This is a genomic window from Actinoplanes solisilvae (assembly GCF_003999975.1).
GTDB lineage: Bacteria > Actinomycetota > Actinomycetes > Mycobacteriales > Micromonosporaceae > Actinoplanes > Actinoplanes solisilvae.
Map to the genome: position 1 here is coordinate 110,429 of NZ_RJAC01000021.1, position 18,862 is coordinate 129,290.

Consider the following 18,862-nt stretch of genomic DNA (forward strand, 5'->3'; position numbering starts at 1 on the left):
GGACCTACGGGGTCAACGGGGGTCCAGGCGCAGGAGGGTTTCCTCGATTTCGGTGGCGCGGGCGTTCGCGTAGCCGACTTCGGTGCCGGTCACGGTGAAGCCTGCCTTCTGGAGAACGCGCAGGGAGCCCTTGTTGTCGCTGGCGGCTCGGGCGAACAGCGGGCGGTCGAGCATGACCTTGTCGAGGAAGAGGGTCAGGGCTTGGGTGGCGATGCCCTGGCCCCAGTACGGGCGGTCGATCCAGTACGTGAGTTCGGTCTCGCCCTCGATGATGAAGCTGGCGATGCTGCCGACCAGGCGGCCATCTGCGGTGATCGCTCGCTCGGTCACGTCGGGGCGGGCTCGGATCTTGGCTCGGTGGGCGTCGAAAGCGGCGCGGTCGTTGGGGTCCTGGGACGTGAAGGCGGCCATGTGGACCGACTCAGGGTCGCGCATCTGGTCGAAGAGCGCGTCCAGGTCGGCGTCTTCGATCGGGCGTAGTTCCACGACGGTCATGGGGTGGTCCCTTCGCGCGCAAGCAGTCGGCAAATCCCGAGGGGTAGCGTCGAATTCGCGAACCACGGGGAAAGGAACACAGTAATGGCTGACGACGCAATTGTCCGTCCCGAGGATGTGCTGCCCGACGGGGCCGAGTTCGGCGTATTCGAGAACGTGCAGGTGCGCAAGGGCACGATCGCGGCCTTCATCGCGAACGTACGCGCGCTCGACGGGCTCGAACCGGGCACGAGCAGCTACGACGCGGTGGCTGACCAGCTTCGGGCAGCGGTGCCGGCGCTGAGAGCGGTGGGTCTCTTCGACATCTTCGAGGTGCGGTCGGCCGAGCTGCGCGAGGTTCTGGGCGTGTCGTAAAGCGATTGCCGCGGCGGCCCGGCGGGCTTAGCGTCCGGGGCGTGGATAAGACTCGTTTCGTGGACAGTGGGAAACGGCTGGACTCGTTTGCCGACGAGTTCGTCGTCCGCTGTCCGCGATGCGCGGGGACGGCTACCGTGCGGCGGGGCTGGAACTTTGGCACCCGTCGCTGGGAACCGGCCGCCGTGGGCTGCACGCGGTGCGGGTTCTCGCGGCGGCAGGCCGGTGGGGAAGGGCGACTGCCTGCTCCGGTGGAGGTTCTGGCCGTGTGGCGGTGTGGTCGCTGCGGGCGTCGGCTGAGGACGTCCCGGCGCCTGAGGTCGGCGCCTCACAAGCACTATGCGTTGCCCTGCGACGGCTGCGGCGCGGTGACGCGGGTCGGCAGCGGGACCCTTTGCGTGCGGGAGATCAGGCCCCTCAGCGATCCCTGTTTCGGTCTGCCGCTGCGCCTTCAAGCAGCGTGTGCCGGGCAGACCCTGTGGGCCTACAACCCGGGCCACCTCGCCTATCTCAAGGCCTACGTCCAAGCCGACCTGCGCCGCCGGCCCGACAATCGCCTTCATATGACGATGGTGGAACGGCTGCCCAGCTGGCTCAAGCAGGGCCGCCACCGCGCCGAGGTGCTACGCGGGATCGAGCGCCTCGAACAGGTCCTGATCGGCTAGCCGGGGTATCAGAGCTCGGCGATGGGCTCGTGCGTCGGTGTGGTGTATCCCAGCACCAGCACGGCGTCCTGCGGTGGATCGTCCGATTCGGTCGCTGCCTCGAGGATCGCCTCCATCAGCTCGACGGGCAGGTTCGGGTTGGCGGCGACGGCCTCGGTGGTCTCCGGGTCGTCGAAGAGCTCCAGCGAGCATCTCCCGAAGGCGTACGTCGGGGTTGGCTGCGAGGATGTCGAAGAGTTCGTCGGACCATTCGCGTCCGTACATGACGGCGACGACGTCGGCGCCGGGATGATCCAGGAGCCGCAGCACCAGGGCGTCGGGAAGGGCGGGGTTGTGGCACGGGCCGCGCAGGCGGGCGTTGTCGACCAGCAGGGTGTTCTCCTCGCTCGCGGGATGACAGGCACCGACCCGAGGGAGGGTTCCGCAGCACGGTAAACGGCCTTTCGCCCGAGAGACCCGAGGCGCAGCGCCCCGTTAAGTTGGAACTAGCGCAGCGGGGCCGTCGACTCGCGGGTGACCAGCTTCGGCGCGAACTTCTCGGTGCCCGAGCCCAGCGTCCCGCCGATGGCGGTGAAGAGTCGTTGGGCGGCCACGCGACCCAGCTGCTCCAGGTTCATGTCGATTGTGGTCAGTGGCGGGCGGGCGTTGGCGGTCAGGATCGTCCAGTTGTCGTAGCCGACCACGGCCACGCGGCCGGGGACGTCGAGGCGCTCCTCGTGCAGCACGTCGAGGACGCCGCGGGCGATCTCGTCGGAGCCGGCGAAGATCGCGTCGACGTCGGGGTGGCGTTCGAGCAGCATGCGGGTGGCGCCGCGGCCCCACGCCTCGGACCACATGCCGAACCACACTTCGCCGCCCGCGACCGCCAGGCCCTCCTCGGTCAGCCGGGCCAGGGCGCCGCGCGCGCGGTCCTGGGCGGCGCCGTAGGTCGCGTCGCCGGTGATGTGCGCGATCTTCCGGCGGCCGCAGCGGATCAGGTGGTCGACCGCCAGGCGGCCGCCGCCCTCGTTGTCGACGACCAGCGACAGGTCACGCGGGTCGTCCGACGGGGCGTACGCGTAGATCACCGGGACGGGCAGATCGTGGCCCAATGACGGGCGGCTGTCGGGCCGGGCCCCTACGACGATGAGGCCGTCGACGCGGCGGGACAGCAGGGCGCGCACGTGGTGTTTCTCGCGGATGCTGTCGCCGCGGGCGTCGCACAGGAACACCGAGGTCTGGTCGGTGCCGAACGCGTCCTCGGCTCCCATGAGGATCGGGATCGAGAAGCGACCCTCCAGGTCGGACGTGAGCAGACCGACCGTGCCGGTGCGCTGGGTGACCAGGCCCTGGGCCAGCGTGTTGGGGGAGAAGGCGAGCTGGGAGGCCGCCTGCAGCACCCGGGCCCGCGTCGACGCACGCACCTGGGGCTGGCCGTTCAGGGCCTTCGACGCGGTCGCGACCGACACCCCGGCCAGCCGGGCGACGTCGCGCAGAGTGGCGCGCTCCAACCTGGACCTCCTACCAAAAGTCTTGACAGCAAAATACCCACAGGATTACGTTCCTGAAAACCTTTTCGGCAACTCGGACCCCGGCCTAGGAACCGGCCTGAGCTGCGATCTTGCTTGTCAACATACTCCCCGTGGTACGTCGAAGCGAAACGCCTTGATAGAAACCCGAAATACGGAGGAGCACCTTGACCATACGCAGAGCGGTGGCCGCGATCGCGATCGCGGGCCTGCTGGCCGGCGTGGCGGCCTGCGGAGGCGACGACAGTGACACCGGAAGTGGGACGGCGGGGATCACCGCCGAGGGCACCGACGACGGCTCGGAACTGACCCTGTGGACCCGTGCGCCGCTGGAGCTCCAGGCCAAGGCGCTGGTCGACGCGTACAACAAATCACACAAGAACCAGGTCAAGCTGACCATCGTCCCCAACGACGACTACGTCGCCAAGGTGGGCGCGGCGGCCGGCAGCGGCGATCTGCCCGACCTGTTCGCGGCCGACATCGTCTACGTTCCGAACTGGACGAAGGCGGGTCTGTTCGCCGACCTGACCGAGAGCATCAAACTGCTCCCGTACGCCGACAAGATCAACCAGGGGCACCTGGCCGCGGGCACCTTCGAGAACAAGCGGTACGTGTTGCCGTACGTCCTCGATCTGTCGGTGATCTTCTACAACAAGAAGCTCTACAAGGAGGCCGGCCTCGACCCCGAGAAGGGCCCGACGACGCTCGACGAGTTCAAGGAGCAGGCGCTCGCCGTCCAGAAGCTCGGCAAGAAAGACGTCTACGGCACCTTCTTCGGCGGCAACTGCGGCGGCTGCAACGTGTTCACCTGGTTCCCGATGATCTGGGCCGGCGGCCAGGACGTCATGAACCCCGAGGGCACGAAGTCGCTGCTCGACAGCCCGGCCGCCCAGAAGGTGTACGCCACCTGGCGCGAGCTGCAGGCCGCGGGCGCGATCGCTCCGGGCTCGAAGGACGAGACCGGCCCGACCTGGGTCGCCGCCTTCCAAGAGGGCAAGATCGGCGTGATGCCGTACCCGGCGACGCTGCTGTCGACGGCTTCCAAGACGGTCGACGTCGGCGTCGTCCCGATCCCGGGTGCTGACGGGGGTGCCTCGACGTTCGTCGGCGGCGACGGCATCGGCATCTCGAAGGACTCCAAGAAGGCCCAGCAGGCCTGGAACTTCATGGCCTGGCTGACCTCCGAGGCGGGCCAGGTCGACGTGCTGGCGGCCAACGACAGCACGGTCTCGCGCATGGACCTGGCCGACAACAAGTACTCCCAGAAGGACCCGCGCGTCCTGACGGTCAACCAGGTCGCCGGGTCGCCGCAGAGCAAGACGCCGGTGGCGGTCAACTTCCAGCAGGCCTTCAACGCCCCGGGCAGCCCCTGGATGACCCTGTTCCGCAACCAGGTCTACGGCGATCCCGCCGGCCTGGCCAAGGACAACGCCGCGCTCACGGACATCCTGGGTCAGTAGGGTGATTTCGCAGGCAATCGCGCCGGCCGTCGAACGACGTCGGCCGGCGCGCCGCTGGAAAGCGCTGACGGGCTTGGCCTATGCCGCTCCGACGGCCCTGTTCGTGCTCATCTTCTTCGTCCTGCCGATCGGTCTGGTCGGCCGGATGTCGGTATCGGACTGGGGTCTGTTCGCGGGCAACCGCGGACTGAACGCGCCGGAGAACTTCACCGACGCCGTCGACGACCGGCTGTTCTGGCCCGCGGTCTGGTTCACGCTGAAATACACCGCCATCACCACGGTCATCCTGCTCGGGCTCGCGCTCGGCCTGGCGCTGCTGGTGCAGGAGTCGAACCGGTGGACGGGCTTTCTGCGTACCTCGTTCCTCGTGCCCAGCGCACTCGGCCTGGCCTCGGCGTCGCTGCTGTTCTACGCGCTCTATTCGCCGCAGAGCAGCCCGTTCCCGGGCGACACTTCCTTTCTGGGTACGCCGTGGTCCGCGCTCTGGTCCACCGTGGCTTTGATCGTGTGGCGGTTCGCCGGCTTCTACATGCTGTTGCTGCTCGTCGGTCTTCAGGGCATTCCCGGCGACGTGTACGAGGCCGCGCGGCTCGACGGCGCTGATCGGTGGCAGACGTTTCGCCACGTGACGTTGCCGCTGCTGCGCCCGTCGATCGCGCTCTGCACGATTCTCTGCGTCACCGGCTCGCTGCTCGCCTTCGACCAGTTCTACATCCTCACCAAGGGCGGGCCCGACAACAGCACGGTCACCATCGTGCAGCTCGTCTACAACATGGCCTTCCAGGGCCAGAACGACCTCGGCCGCGCCGCCGCCCTGTCGATCCTGGTGCTGGCCGCCCTGCTCGTCGTCAACGTCCTCCAGTTCCGCGGCCTGCGCGGCAAGGAGAGCTGACCCTTGTTGAAAACCCTCTCCCGTACGCCGCAGCATGTGCTCGCCGGCGGCCTCGCTCTCATCTTCCTGTTCCCGCTCGTCTGGGCGTCCGTGGCCTCGGTCTCGCCGCAGGCCGGCACCCAGCAGACCGACGGCTGGGGCCTCGCCAACTACGTGACCCTGGCCGACTATCAGGCCGGCGTCTTCCAGTACGTGGTCAACTCCGTGGCCGTCTCGCTCATGACGGTGGCGTTCACGCTGTTCGCCTCGGTCACCGGGGGCTACGCGTTCGCGGTGTTCCGCTTTCCGGGCCGCAACGCGTTGTTCCTGCTGACCCTCGCGATCCTCATGGTCCCGTACGCGACGCTGTTGATCCCTCTCTATGTTCTGCTGAACTCGTTGGGGTTGCAGAACTCGCTGATCGGTCTGGCCCTGGTGCTGTCGATGTTCCAGTTGCCGTTCGCGACGTTCATGATGCGCATCTCGTTCGAGGCCGTCCCGGGCGAACTGCGCGAGGCGGCCCTGATCGACGGCTGCGGCTCGTTCCGCGCGCTGAGCCACGTGCTCATCCCGGCGGCCAAACCGGGCCTGATCACCGTGGGCCTGTTCGCGTTCCTGGCCGCCTGGAACGACTTCATCACCCCGCTTGTGCTGATCAGCGACTCCGACAAGGTGCCTTTGCCGCTGGCCGTGGCCAACATGCGCCAGCAGGTCATGGGCATCGTCGACTACGGCGCGACCGAGGCCGGCGTGGTCGTGCTCGCCCTGCCCTGCATCGTGTTGTTCCTCGCCCTCCAGCGGCACTACGTCCGCGGTTTCATGTCCGGCGCACTGAAGGGTTGACGCGCACATGCCTACTTCCGACTGGACCGGTCGCGGCGGCACGCCCGCCGCCCCCTCGCAGGGCCGTTTCCGACCCCTCGGCCTGCGCGAGGTCGTCCTGCGCGAGCCTGGATTCTGGGGCCACCACCAGGACGTCAACCGGCAGGCCTCCCTCGACCACATCGAGCACTGGCTCACCAAGTCCGGCTGGCTCGGCAACTTCACCTCCGCACCCGAACAGCGGCAGGGACGCGAGTTCTCGGACACCGAGGTCTACAAGTTCCTCGAGGCCTTGGCCTGGGAGTACGGCCGCACGGGCGACCCGGCGATCGACGAGCGGTTCCGGGCGATCGCGGGACAGGTCGCGGCGGCCCAGCAGCCGGACGGCTACCTGAACACCAACTTCGGGCGTACGGGACAGCCGTCGCGCTACAGCGATCTGGAATGGGGGCACGAGCTCTACTCGTACGGGCATCTGATTCAGGCCGCCGTAGCCCGAGCCCGGACGTACGGCCGGGACGAACTGGTCGACGTAGCCGTGCGCGCGGCGGATCACCTGTGTGACGTGTTCGGTGCGGGTGGCATCGAGTCGGTGTGCGGGCATGCCGAGGTCGAGCCCGCGCTGGTCGAGCTCTATCGCGTCACGGGCGATCCGCGCTACCTCGAGCAGGCGCGGCTGTTCATCGAGCGGCGCGGGCGGCAGACCCTCGGCGACATCGAGTTCGGCCGCGCCTACTTCCAGGACGACCTGCCCCTGCGGGACGCGACCGTGTTGCGCGGGCATGCCGTACGGGCCATGTATCTGTCCTCGGGCGCGGTCGATGTGGCCGTGGAGACCGGCGATCCGACGCTGCTCGACGCGGTGGCGAAGCAATGGCGCACCACGGTCGCCCGCCGCGTCTACCTGACCGGGGGTGTCGGCGCCCGGCACCAGGACGAGGCGTTCGGCGACGACTTCGTGCTCCCGCCCGATCGGGCGTACTCGGAGACCTGCGCCAGTGTCGGGTCGGTCATGCTGGCGTGGCGGCTGCTGCTCGCGCAGGGCGACGCCCGGTACGCCGACCTGATCGAGCGCACCCTGTTCAACGTCATCGCGACGTCGCCGGCCGACGACGGCAAACGCTTCTTCTACACCAACACGCTGCACCAGCGGACCCTCGGCGTGCTCCCGCCGGCCGACGAGATGGTGCCGCGCGCCTCGTCGAACCTGCGCGCGCCGTGGTTCACGGTCTCGTGCTGCCCGACCAACCTGGCCCGCACGTTCGCGTCGCTCGCCACCTATCTGGCCACGGCCGACGACGGCGGCATTCAGATTCACCAGTACGCCGCCGCGTCGCTCGACGTCACCCTGTCGGACGACCGCCACGTCCTGCTCGACGTCGACACGTCCTACCCGGCGAGCGGGCAGATCACGATCCGCGTACGCCGCGCGCCCGACACACCGTGGACGCTGACGTTGCGCATTCCCCCATGGGCGGCGGGGGCCACGATCTCGGCGGGGGGAGTGGTGCAGGAGGCCACGCCCGGGTGGATCAGCATCAGGCACGGGCTCGACGAGGGGGACACGGTCTTCCTGCACCTGCCGGTCGAGCCGCGGCTGACGTTCCCCGATCCGCGCGTGGATGCCGTACGCGGGTCAGTGGCGGTGGAACGAGGACCGGTCGTCTACTGTGCCGAGTCGGTCGACCTGCCCGCGGGTGTTTCGGTCGACGCGTTGCAGCTGGACCCGTCGCAGCCGTTGACCGACGACGGGTCCGGGGCGGTGACAGCGTCGTGCCGGATTCTGGCACCGATCGACGGCGACTGGCCGTATGCGTCGAACCCCCCGGAACCGGTCTTCGACAAGACGACCGTCACGCTGCGGCCCTACCACTCCTGGGCGTCACGCGGGCCCTCGACCATGCGGGTGTGGTTGCCGCTGGCGTGAAGCCTCTTGCGCTCAGAGCTTCTTGTGCGCGGCGAAGAAGGCCCACAGGAGGTCGGTGGCCACGATCGGCGCGTCGGGGATGGCCATCGGGCCCTTCTTCGCGCCCGGCCAGGAATGGCCCATGTCGGTGACGACGTAGACCTCCACGTCCGAGCCGTCGGCACACTTGGCCTTGGAGCGCGTGAAGCCCTTGCCCTTCGTCTCCACCGGCTTGCAGTCGAGGCGTTCGCGCCACTTGGTCAGGCCGGCCTGGAAGGTGTCGTAGTACTGGTCGTTGGCGCCGACGATGGTCAGCACTGAGACGGGCTCCTTCGGCACGAAGTCGGACTTGTCGGCCAGCGGGCCGCCGAGGCCGCCGCTGACCGGTCCGACCGCGGCGAAAACCCCGGACGCCTCGACCGCGGCGCGGAAGCTCATGTCGGCGCCGTTCGAGATGCCGGTGGCGTAGATCCGGTCAGGGTCGACCTTCCAGTCGGCGACCAGCTTCTCGGTCAGCGCCTTGAGGAAGCCGACGTCGTCCTCGGCGCCGCAGCAGATCAGCGCGTTGAACGCGGCCGACACCCCGTCGGGGTAGGCGACCAGGAAGCCGTGCTTGTCGGCCTTGGCGTCCATCTCGATCATGTCGCGCAGGGCGGCGCCGTCACCCGGGAAGAAGTGCATGGCGACCACCAGAGGCACCGGCTTGTCCCCGGTGTAGCCGGGCGGGGCGTGCAGCAGGAAGGTACGTTTCTGGCCGCCGAAGTCGAGCGTCATCTTGTGATCGCCCGCCGCCGGTTTCTGCGCTGCCTCCTGTGTCGTCGGAGCCGCCGGGGCCTCCGGCGGCTCCCCGTTGCCGCCGCACGCCGCCAGCAACAGCAGGGCGCTCATGATCACGACCGTACGCCGCACGGTTGTCCCCCGTCTCTCTCGACCGCCATCCCTGGAGGGTCGGTGATCAGCTTCCGGGCGGTCAACGGTTTCGGCCCCGGCCGAAATGCTGGCAAGCTGACCTGATGTTGCGTCTGTGGCTGAGCCCCGCGGACCTCGCGCGGATCCGCTTCGCCGACCGGCTGCACCCGGCCGGCACGGTTCTGCTGGCGAGCCAGGCCCTGCGCCAACCGTCCGTGGCGGCCTCACTGCCGACGCTGGCCCGCCGGGTCACATCGTCGCTGCCGGTGGTGCGGCCGCTGCATCATCTGACCCCGGCCGAAGGCTTCGTGCCCGACTTCCTGACCCCCCTCACCGGCGGCTCCTCGATCGACGGCGGCCTGGCCGCGATCCGCGCCACCCCCGCACGCCGGATCCGGGCCGAGGTGACCTCGGCGTACGGTCGCGTCGCGGTGACCCACGCCCGCCGCCGGTTCGCCGACGCCGACCCCGAGGTCCTCTCCGCGCTGCTCACCGCCATGCGCTCGTTCTTCGACCAGGTGCTCGCCCCGGACTGGGCCGCGCTGAACCGCACCCACCGCCGCATCGTCAGCGAGGCCGCGAACCACTACACGTTCTCGGGTGCTGACGGTGTCCTGGCGAACCTGCACTCGTCCATCCGCTGGCGGGCACCCGTACTCGAGGTCGACACCTGGCAGGACGGCGAGGTGCGGCTCGGCGGCCACGGCCTGATCCTGCTGCCCTCGGTCTTCGCCGGCCCCCGCCCCCGGGTGCTGGTCGTGCCGGAACGCGCCGCGCTGGTGGTCCATCCCGTCCCGCCGATCCCGGTCTTGTCACCCGAGACCGACCCCCTGGCCGGGCTGCTCGGCCGCACCCGCAGCGCGGTGCTGCACCACGCGGCGCGTCCCGGACGCCACACCACCTCGACGATCGCCCGGCAGGTCGGCATCAGCGTGTCATCTTCGTCGGAGCACCTGTCCGCTCTGCGGGCCGCCGGCCTGGTCTCGAGTCGTCGCGACGGTGGCGCCATCGTCCACAGCGTCACCGCCCTCTGCCGCGACCTGGTCAACCCATAATCGCTTGTACGTTTTCACGGTCGCGGGCAACCATGTCGGGGTGCGCCGAACGCCGTTGCAGGGCGGGCTGCCGCCTTCTGGCCCGGTGGCCGGCCCGGTGCTGGAGATCGCCTGCGACGAATCGGGCTTCTCGGGCACGAACCTGCTGCGCTCGGACGCCCCGGTCATCACCCACGCCAGCGTCGACCTGACCGTCGACGAGGCCGCGACCCTGATCGCGTCCCTCCGGCTGCCCCCGCACGAGCTCAAGTCCGGCCCGTTCCTGCGCCGAGCGGGCGACCCGCTCCCGGCCCTGCTGACCGCGCTGCGAGGCCGAGCCCACGTCCACCTGATCGACAAGCGCTACTTCGTGGCCACCCGCATCGTCGACCTGCTGCTGACCGCCCCGACCTACGCCGCCGGCACCAGCCTGACGCCGCAGCACCGGGCCGTCGCGCTTGCGCTTCTTCGCGGCGGCGACCAATTCCTGGACGCTTTCGTCGACCTGGTCCGACCCAAACGCCGGCCGCCGTTGGACGTAGCCCTGGCCCGCCTCTTCCGCCTGCGCGACTCGCTGGCCCGCGCCGAACTGGACGGTCTCGACCCGGCCCACGTGCGCTCGATCGTGACCCGCCTCGACAACGACGACCGCTCGATCCCGCCACCCCTCGAACCGCTGCTACCCGCCCTGGCCGAGACGGTCCTCTTCTGGAGCCGAGGCACCCGCCCGATCCACGTGGTCCACGACGAGCAGAGCGCCCTGACCGCCGACCGCCTGACCCGCCTGCAACAGGTGCTGCACAGCGCCGGCCGCCCCCTGCTGACCGGCCTGACAATGGTCGACTCCCGAGACGACCCCCGAGTCCAACTGGCCGACCTGCTAGCCGGCATCGCCCGCCGCCGCCCCGAGTCAGTCACGGCGTTGTCGTCCACGACATCCCCGGCCGTGGACCTCGCCCCCCGGTGACCTCCTGTTCCGGCTCGGGGAGCCGCGCAACCGCAACCGGCGGCACCGCGCGGCACCACGACGCCGGCCTGCCTGGAAAGTCTCAGTGACCACCGTGCCGCTGTGACCGGCCACGGGAAGCGGATGCCCGACCCGGGGGAATCTCCGACCCGGGATAGCTGAGGGCAGAAATCCGCGGCGAAGCTCTCTAGCATGGCCGCGTGTCAGCGGATTCTTGGCGGACCTTCCGATCGGTTCGTGACGCGCGGGAGCCCAGCGGTGGCATCACCGTCGACTTCGGGGGCGGCCCGCGCGAGATGGTGCCCGGCGCGCGGGTGCTCAACCTGAGGCCGGCCGGCGGGCTGGTGCCGAGTGTGGGGCCGGTCGACTGGACGCAGCTCGATCTGCTGCCCGACTGCCTGACGGTGTACTGGTCGGGCCCCGATCGCGGGATCAGCGACGCCGTCAGCGCCCGCCCCGGCATCCGTTTCCTCTATTGGAGCGACGCCGAAGGTGACCTTGATCTTCGGCGGACCCACCTGGGCACCGTGCGTCTCGACGGCGTTCGCCTCCGTAGCGTGCGGCTGCCCCAGGGCATCGAGACTTTACTTCTGTTCGAACCGCCGGACGGCCTGCGAGTCGATGCGCCGAGCGAGGGCGCCGACCTGGAGCTGCGCCTGTTCCAGCACGGCGCGCGGGTCGAGATTCCCGCCGGGCTGCGCCGCACGTCGAAGATCTGGATCAGCGTCGGCGGCGAGTTCTCCGCCGCCGCGCTGGCGACCCTGGCCGAGTTGCGCGACCTGAGGCTGACCTTCGACGCCACGCCGGGCGTCATCACCGAGCCGGCACGCCTCAGCGAGCACCCCCACCTGCACAGGCTGGAACTCGGCGACGCGTACGGCCTGGACCCAGCGTCGCTGCCGGTCCTGCCCCAGCTGCGCAGCCTGGTGCTGGAGGGCGCTCGCCGGACCACGGCCGTGAGGTTGCGGGGCCGGTTCCGGGGGAGCCCGACAGCGGTGTCCGCGCGGCGCACGAAATCCGAGTCGTGGCTGGCCGAGCATCTCGACAACCCGTTCCGCGACTGGGTGGAGGAGTCCCCGGCGTTCGGCCGGGCCGCCTGCGCCGCGTACACCCGGGCCCGGCGGGCGATCGACGCCGCCCCGCCGGACGGGTTGCGGGCGGTGGAGCAGGCGCTCGGCGATTTCGTGGCCGATCTGAACGCCATCAGCGAAGATATCGACACCGTCTACCGGGAGCACGCCTGGACCGTCTGCACCGAGCTCGCCGCCGGTCTGATCCCCGTGGCGCGGGTGCGCGAGTGGTTCGATCGCGACCGCCGGTTCTGATCACCGGGCTCGCCCGCGTTACAGTCCTCCCGTCTCGACACAGCGCGGCGCGAGCGGAGGAGCAAGAGTGCCCGACTGGCTCGCGGTGGTCACCGGCTGGATCTGTCTTCTGCTGGGATGTCTCGGGCTGTGGCGGGGCATCGGCCTGGTGCGGCCCGGCCGCACGGCCACCCAGGACTCCACCGCCACCCCCGGTGCGCTGGTGGTGGCCGAGGGCGGCGGACTGGCCCTGCTCGGCGTCGCTTTGCTGCTCGGTGGCTACTGGGTATACCTGTTTGTGCCGGCAATGGTGCTGATGGCCGTCAGCACAGTGCATGCGATCAGCAGATGGCGCCGCCGCCGTTGTTCATCCCGCAGCTCGCGCTGATACACCGCTGCCCATGATGCGCGCGTACGGTTTGGCCATCGCCCACAGATGGCGATCCCCGACGCCGCCGCCGGGGGTGATCGGACATCGCCCGGTTCCAGACCAGGTCGGCCTCGGCGAGGACGTATGTCACGGCCGCATCTTAAAGCCGGTCGAGGGAGTCGCGGCTCAGGTGGGAGGCCAGGTAGGGGCCGGTGACGCTGTGCGGGTCGGCTGCGACGGAAGCGGGGGTGCCTTGGGCGACTATGCGGCCGCCGTCGGGGCCGCCGGTGGGTCCCATGTCGATGATGTGGTCGGCTGCGGCCAGGACGTCCAGGTCGTGGTCGATCACGACTATGGTCGCACCGTCGGCCAGGAGACGATCGAAGACGCCTACCAGCGTACGGATGTCCAGCGGGTGCAGACCCGTCGAAGGCTCGTCCAGGACGTAGAGGACGTTGCGCTGGCTGCTGCGCAGGCGGGCCGCGATGCGCAGACGTTGGGACTCGCCGCCGGACAGGGACGGGGTGGGTTCGCCCAGGCGCAGGTAGTCGAGTCCCACGTCGACGATCGGGCGCAGCGGCCGCGCGATCGCGGGCGTGTCCGCGTAGTGGTCGAGGGCTTCGCGGACGGTCAGTTCGAGGACGTCGCTGATCGTGAGGCCGTCGACCCGTACGACCGGGTTGGCGGGGTTGAACCGGTGGCCGTGACATGTCGGGCAGGTGACGTTGATGTCGGGCAGGTATTGCACGTCGAGGTCGATGGTGCCGAGCCCGCGGCAGGTCGGGCACTGGCCTTCCTTGGTGTTGAACGAGAAGTGGCCCGGGGTGAGGCCCGACGCCGCGGCGAAGTGGGCGCGAACAGCGTCGAAAGCGCCCGAGTAGGTGCTGGGAGTGCTGCGCGCGTTGAGCCCGATCGGGGTGGCGTCGATTTCGACGACCTGCCGCACGGAAGCGGGGTCGAGCGACGCGACGTGACCCGGCAGCGCAGCCCCACCCAGGGAAGCGCGCAGTGCGGGCACAAGGCTGTCGAGCACGAGCGCGGTCTTACCCGCCCCCGACGGCCCGGCCAGCGCGGTCAGCCGGTTGATCGGGAAGCGGGCCGTCACGTCGTGCAGGTTGTAGAGGTCCGAGACGGCGAGAAGAACCGATGTCGACGGCAGCGGCTGCGGCGGCCGGGTCACCGCCGGGCCGCCGGCCAGGAACGGGCCGATCAGCGACTTGCGGTTCTTGGCGATCTGGGAGGGCGTCCCCTCGGCCACGACCGTCCCGCCGAGCCGGCCTGCCCCGGGACCCATCTCGATGATCCAGTCGGCGGTGCGGATCATGTCGAGGTCGTGCTCGACGACGACCACCGAGTTGCCGTTGCCGGCGAGCGCGCCGATCGTCTTGCGCAGACCCTCCACGTTGCTCGGGTGCAGGCCGACCGACGGTTCGTCGAGCACGTAGAGCATGCCGGTCGTGTTGGCCCGTACGGTCGAGGTCAGCTCGATGCGCTGCCGCTCGCCGGTTGACAGGGTCGAGCCGGCCCGGTCGAGGCCCAGGTAGCCGAGCCCGACGTCGAGCAGCGGGCCGATCGCCCCGGTCAGTTCGCCGACCAGCCCGGTGGTCATGCGCGACAGTTCGTCGGGCATGAGCGGCGGCAGCCCGTGGGCGAAGCCGAGCAGGTGGTCGAGGTCGAGGGCGCTGATCTCGCCGAGGCTGCGGCCGTCGAGCCGGGACCGCAGCGCTTTCGGGCTGAGCCGGGTGCCATGGCAGATCGGGCACGTGTGCGAATCCAGGAACTTGCTGTTCGAAGACTTCTCGGCCGCCGTGATGGCGTTGTCGTAGGTCACATTGAGCTGCACCTGCCGCCCGTTGCGTCCGGAAACTGTCACGATCTGCTTCACCGGCTCGCCGTGCAGGACCTGGTTCTTCTCGTCGCCGGTCAGGGAACGGTACGGCACGTCGAGCCGGACGCCCAGCTCACCCGCGGCGTACATGCTGAGCCGGCGGCCGCCCACGTTCCAGGAAAGCACGGCTCCTTCGGCGATCGTCTTGTCCTGGTCGGGGACCAGCAGCACCGGGTCGACCTCGAAGACCGTCCCGATGCCGCCGCAGCGCGGGCACGCGCCGATCGAGTTGAACGCGAACGACTCCGCGCCCGGGGCCTCGAACGCGATGCTGCACGTCGGGCAGTGGATCTCCATCGCCTGGGTGGCGATCGACGGTGGCACCTCGTGGCCGTTGGGACAGATGTGCGTCCCCAGCCGCGACATGATCAGCCGCAGCACATTGAGGACCTGGCTCATCGTGCCGACCGTGCTGCGCGGGCCGGGCACCGGCGGGCGCTGGCGTAATGCGAGGGCGGGCGGCAGGTGGTCGATGCGGTCGGCGTCGGGCCGTTCGGCCTGGGTGAGGCGCCTTCGGCTGTACGTGCTGAGGCCCTCGAGGAAGCGGTGCAGCCCTTCGGCGTACAACGTGCCCATCGCGAGCGACGTCTTGCCTGAGCCGGACACCCCGGCGACCACGACCGTACGCCAGAGGGGCACGTCGACATCGAGGTCGCGCAGGGTGTTGTGCCGGACGCCGCGGGCCTCGATGAACCGGGGCAGCGTGTCGGGCAGCGGCGGCAGCTTCATAGCTATCGGTCATAGCCGGTCCGGGCGGTGACGCGCAGTAGTTCCCGTCACACGGCCGGGGGGAGCACGGCTGCTCGGGGCAGCGCGGTTGCGAGATCACCGCGGCCGCGTACGCCGAGCCGGGGATAGATCTGGTCGAGATGCGAGCCGACCGTGCGGTGCGAGATGAACAGGCGCCGGGCGATCTCCTCGTCGCTCATGCCCTGCGAGGCGAGCAGCGCGATCCGCATCTCCTGCGCCGAGAGGCCCTCGCTCAGCACCGGCCGGCGTCGTCCGCCGTCCGCGCCGGTCGCGCGCAGCTCGTCGCGGGCCGCCTCGGCGAACGGGCGGGCGCCCATCAGGTCGAACTCGTCGCGGGCCGCGCGCAGCAGCTCGGGAGCGTTGCCGACCCGGCGCGCGTGTTGCAGCCTCAGCCGGGCGCGGACCAGACGGCAGCCGGTCGGCAGGGCGGCGTCGAACAGCCGGTCGTCCTCGCCCAGCACGGCGGCGGTGTAGACGGCGGCCGACGTCATCATCTCCGACGGCAGGCAACGGGCCAGGCGGGGCAGGTCGGCCAGCAGCTTGCGGGCGTGCGCGGTCTCCCCGGCGGCCACGGCGGCGTCGGCCAGGTCGGGGGCGACCAGCCAGCAGCTCACCGAGTGGTGATGCGGGTCGGCCGGGTCGAAGACGCGAGCCAGGATCTCGTACGCCTCCTCGGGCCGGTCGCCGAAGAGCGCGAGCAGACCGTCGACCTGCTGGGCCATCACGGTGGCGAACGGCATGTGCGGGAAGAGTGCGTCGGCGCGCAGCTCCTTGACGGCCTGCTCCGCCGTCGAGGAGTCGCCGCGCAGCACGGCCGACAGCGCCTTCGTGGCGGTCAGCCCGAGTAGCGCGATCGTCTCGCCGGTCTCCTGGGCCAGCCCGTAGCCTTCCTCGGACTCGTCGCGGGCCTGTTCGAGCCCGCCGAGGTAGACGCGCGGCCACGAGCCGGCCAGCGAGCGCGCCAGCAGCCCGAGGCGTCCCTGCTCGCGCCAGACGGCGGCCGCCTGCTCGAGGTGGCGCCCGGCGTGGGTGAAGTCCCCGATGACCATCGCCCCGGAGCCGAGGAAGTGCAGGCTGCGGCCGTCCTGCGGGTCCGGGGTGAAGCGGTGCAGGCGGTCGAGGACGTCGACGCCGTGGCGGTAGGGCTCGGTGTACGCGCGGATCGTCACGGCGAGCGGACTGTCCGGGTCGACCCCTGACCGGATCAGCTCGGCGCCGGTCTCGGCCCGGGTGTGCTCGTCGCCGTCCTGGAAGAAGCAGCGCGCCGCGGCCCGCCACAGCAGGTTCTCGGCCACGTCGCGGGCCCCCACGTCGTACGCCCCGGCGGCCGCGCCGACCATGTCGTGGATGCGCCGGCTGGGCTCGCCCGGGTCGAACGCGGCGTTGTCCGAGACGAGCAGCAGCCGGGCCCGTTCGATCGGCCCGACCTCGGCCAGGTCGGCCCGTTCGAGCAGCAGCCGGGTCTGGTAGCGGTCGTTGAGGTCGCCGGCCAGCTCGGCCGCGCGGATCAGGATGCGGGTGCGCCGGCGCGGGTCGGTGACCAGGCCGGCCGCCCGGCTCAGGGCGGGCACGGCCGCCGCGACCTGCCCGCGGTCCTGCGCGCCGTCGGCGAACTGCTCGAGCTCGGCGGCCAGGCCGTCGTCGGGGCCGAACGACGCCGCCGCGAGGTGGATGAGCCGGCGTTCCGGGTCGTCGGCGAACTCGGCGGCCAGGGCCCGGTGCGCGGCCAGCCGGTCGCCCAGGGTGGCCCGGTTGTGCACGGCCGAGCGCATCAGCGGATGCAGGAACTCGATCCGTTCGTGTGAGGGCGTCAACATTCCGGACTCGACCGCCTCGCGCGCCGTCTCCCAGGTCACCGGGGACCCGACGAGGCGGCTGGCCACGGCCAGCAGCCGGGCCGGCGGCGCGGTCGGCTCGGCCGCGGCGACCAGCAGGAACGTGCGGCAAGCGGCGCTCACCTCACCGGTGCGGGCGGCGAACGCGGCCTCCAGGCGCTGGGTGAGGGGCAGGTCGTAGCCACGTTCGGCGCCCCCGTGGACGGCCTTGGGCAGTTCGACCAGCGCGAGTGGGTTGCCGGCCGACCGTTCCAGGATCAGCGCGCGCACCGGCGGCGTGAGCTCGGGCGCCCGCGAGTCGAGCAGTTCGGTGGCCTCCCCGAGCGGCAGCGGCGCGAGGTCGAGCTGCGGATAGTCGGTGCCGGCGAGCCAGTCGGCGGCCTCGCCGCGCACCGAGCCGACGACCAGCATCGCGTGGTCGCGGACCCGCCGGGCGACGAAGCCGAGCACCTCACGGCTGGGGGTGTCGAACCACTGCAGGTCGTCGCAGAGCAGCAGCAGCGGTTGCCGGTCGGCCGCGTCGGCGAGCAGTTCGAGCACGGCGAAGGCGACGCGGTAGGCGTCCGGCTGACTGTCGACCGCCCCGAACGCGCCCCGCAGCACCAGCCGGTGCGACTCGGGAAGGCTGTCGATGGCGGTGGTCAACGGTTGCAGCAGCAGGTGCAGCGCGGCGAACGGGAACCACCGCTCGGTCTCGACCCCGGCCGTGGACAGCACGGTGAAGCCGCGCTCGGCGGCCTCGTTGCCGGCCGCACGCAGCAGCGCCGACTTGCCGACCCCGGCGCTGCCGGTGACCAGCACGGCGGCCCCACGCCCGGCCGTCGCGCCGGTCAGCAGGCGGCGCAGCACGATCTGCTCCTCGTCGCGGCCGACCAGCTCCGACCGCGTCGCCGGGGCGGGCGCCACCCCGTACGGCTCGGGCAGGGGTCTCGCCCCGGCCCGCTGGTGCAGCAGACGGTCGTACGCGTCCTGCAGCTCGGCGCCCGGGCTGATGCCCAGCTCGTCGCGCAGCCGCACCCGTACGGCCCGGAACAGGTCGACCGCCTCCGCCTGCCGGCCGTCGGCCGCGAGGGCCAGCAGCATCCGCGCCTGCAGCGCCTCGTTGAGCGGGTCCTGCCCGGTGGCCTGGCGCAGCGCGGGGATGACCAGCCGGGCCTGGCCGCTGTGCAGCGCGGTGTCGGCGGCCTCGCGGACGGTCTGGGCCCGCTCGGCCTCGACCCCGATGAACACGGGATGGGTCTGCGACGTGGGCTCCAGCCCGGCGGCCAGCCGGCCCTGCCACAGCGAGAGCGCCTCGGTGAACAGGGCGACGGCGCGAAGCTGGTCACCGCTTTCGCGGGCGCGGCGTACGAGCGTACGGAATCTGAGCAGGTCGAGGGAATCGTCGTCGACGCGTAGCTGGTAGCCGGCGGCCTGCCGCACCAGATAGTCACCCGTGGCCCGGATCGGCAGGCCCGGCTCGAACAGGCGGCGGAGCATGCCGATGTAGCGGTGCACGACGTTGACGGCGCTGGTCGGCGGCTCCTCCTCCCAGAGGGTGTCGACCAGCTCGCTCACGCTGACCACCGAACCGGCGTTGGCCAGCAGCATCGCGAGCACGAGGCGCTGCTGACGGCCGCCCAGGTCGAGGTCCGCCGAGCCGCGCCGCACCCGTACGGGACCGAGGATCTGGAACTTCACGACCGTCACCGTTTCCTCCGTCCACTCGGGTGCAGTGCAGGCGT

Annotated in this window: 16 protein-coding genes; 10 read left to right on the forward strand and 6 right to left on the reverse strand. The window is 70.7% G+C overall.

The window, feature by feature from the left end; translation table 11 throughout:
- Positions 1-12 precede the first annotated feature (12 nt).
- Positions 13-495 carry a GNAT family N-acetyltransferase gene (locus EER30_RS36485; protein WP_127505600.1) on the reverse strand — a complete coding sequence of 161 codons (483 nt, stop codon included), beginning with the start codon at positions 493-495 and terminating at the stop codon, positions 13-15.
- Between the two features lie 84 nt (positions 496-579).
- On the opposite strand from EER30_RS36485, the gene EER30_RS36490 reads away from it, so the two are divergent.
- Positions 580-849, forward strand: coding sequence for a DUF7709 family protein (locus tag EER30_RS36490; protein ID WP_127505602.1), 270 nt, complete (start codon positions 580-582; stop codon positions 847-849).
- Between the two features lie 398 nt (positions 850-1,247).
- On the forward strand, positions 1,248-1,514 hold the full coding sequence (locus EER30_RS36495) for a hypothetical protein (RefSeq protein WP_127505604.1): 267 nt from the start codon (positions 1,248-1,250) through the stop codon (positions 1,512-1,514).
- Positions 1,515-1,522: 8 nt separating this feature from the next.
- On the opposite strand, the gene EER30_RS36500 is transcribed toward EER30_RS36495, so the two are convergent.
- Positions 1,523-1,918 (reverse strand): hypothetical protein, encoded by a 396-nt coding sequence (locus EER30_RS36500; protein ID WP_127505606.1) that lies wholly within the window; start codon positions 1,916-1,918, stop codon positions 1,523-1,525.
- Between the two features lie 81 nt (positions 1,919-1,999).
- On the reverse strand, positions 2,000-3,004 hold the full coding sequence (locus EER30_RS36505) for a LacI family DNA-binding transcriptional regulator (RefSeq protein WP_127505608.1): 1,005 nt from the start codon (positions 3,002-3,004) through the stop codon (positions 2,000-2,002).
- Between the two features lie 185 nt (positions 3,005-3,189).
- On the opposite strand from EER30_RS36505, the gene EER30_RS36510 reads away from it, so the two are divergent.
- From EER30_RS36510 to EER30_RS36525, 4 genes are read left to right on the forward strand one after another with little or no spacing between them, the layout of a single operon-like run.
- Entirely contained in the window at positions 3,190-4,482 is a 1,293-nt protein-coding gene (locus EER30_RS36510) for an ABC transporter substrate-binding protein (protein WP_240670524.1), read from the forward strand.
- Position 4,483: 1 nt separating this feature from the next.
- Entirely contained in the window at positions 4,484-5,374 is an 891-nt protein-coding gene (locus tag EER30_RS36515) for a carbohydrate ABC transporter permease (protein ID WP_127505610.1), read from the forward strand.
- Between the two features lie 3 nt (positions 5,375-5,377).
- Positions 5,378-6,196: a carbohydrate ABC transporter permease gene (locus tag EER30_RS36520; protein ID WP_127505612.1), complete on the forward strand. Its 819-nt coding sequence runs from the start codon at positions 5,378-5,380 to the stop codon at positions 6,194-6,196.
- A gap of 7 nt (positions 6,197-6,203) precedes the next feature.
- On the forward strand, positions 6,204-8,102 hold the full coding sequence (locus EER30_RS36525; protein WP_127505614.1) for a glycoside hydrolase family 127 protein: 1,899 nt from the start codon (positions 6,204-6,206) through the stop codon (positions 8,100-8,102).
- Positions 8,103-8,114: 12 nt separating this feature from the next.
- On the opposite strand, the gene EER30_RS36530 is transcribed toward EER30_RS36525, so the two are convergent.
- Complete coding sequence (locus tag EER30_RS36530) at positions 8,115-8,969, reverse strand: CE1 family esterase (RefSeq protein ID WP_240670525.1); 855 nt, start codon at positions 8,967-8,969, stop codon at positions 8,115-8,117.
- 125 nt (positions 8,970-9,094) lie between these two features.
- On the opposite strand from EER30_RS36530, the gene EER30_RS36535 reads away from it, so the two are divergent.
- The 4 genes from EER30_RS36535 to EER30_RS36550 all read left to right on the forward strand — a co-directional run bounded on the left by EER30_RS36535 (position 9,095) and on the right by EER30_RS36550 (position 12,683).
- Positions 9,095-10,045, forward strand: a complete 951-nt coding sequence (locus EER30_RS36535; protein ID WP_127505616.1) for a winged helix-turn-helix domain-containing protein — start codon at positions 9,095-9,097, stop codon at positions 10,043-10,045.
- Between the two features lie 40 nt (positions 10,046-10,085).
- Positions 10,086-10,991 carry a hypothetical protein gene (locus EER30_RS36540; protein WP_127505618.1) on the forward strand — a complete coding sequence of 302 codons (906 nt, stop codon included), beginning with the start codon at positions 10,086-10,088 and terminating at the stop codon, positions 10,989-10,991.
- A gap of 200 nt (positions 10,992-11,191) precedes the next feature.
- Positions 11,192-12,316 carry a hypothetical protein gene (locus EER30_RS36545; protein WP_127505620.1) on the forward strand — a complete coding sequence of 375 codons (1,125 nt, stop codon included), beginning with the start codon at positions 11,192-11,194 and terminating at the stop codon, positions 12,314-12,316.
- 67 nt (positions 12,317-12,383) lie between these two features.
- Entirely contained in the window at positions 12,384-12,683 is a 300-nt protein-coding gene (locus EER30_RS36550; protein ID WP_127505622.1) for a hypothetical protein, read from the forward strand.
- A 142-nt stretch (positions 12,684-12,825) separates the two neighbouring features.
- Here EER30_RS36550 and EER30_RS36555 read toward each other — a convergent pair whose 3' ends face one another.
- Together EER30_RS36555 and EER30_RS36560 are read right to left on the reverse strand one after the other, a co-directional pair.
- Complete coding sequence (locus EER30_RS36555; RefSeq protein WP_127505624.1) at positions 12,826-15,282, reverse strand: excinuclease ABC subunit UvrA; 2,457 nt, start codon at positions 15,280-15,282, stop codon at positions 12,826-12,828.
- 47 nt (positions 15,283-15,329) lie between these two features.
- Positions 15,330-18,827, reverse strand: a complete 3,498-nt coding sequence (locus EER30_RS36560) for an ATP-binding protein (protein ID WP_205650571.1) — start codon at positions 18,825-18,827, stop codon at positions 15,330-15,332.
- Between the last annotated feature and the right edge of the window lie 35 nt (positions 18,828-18,862).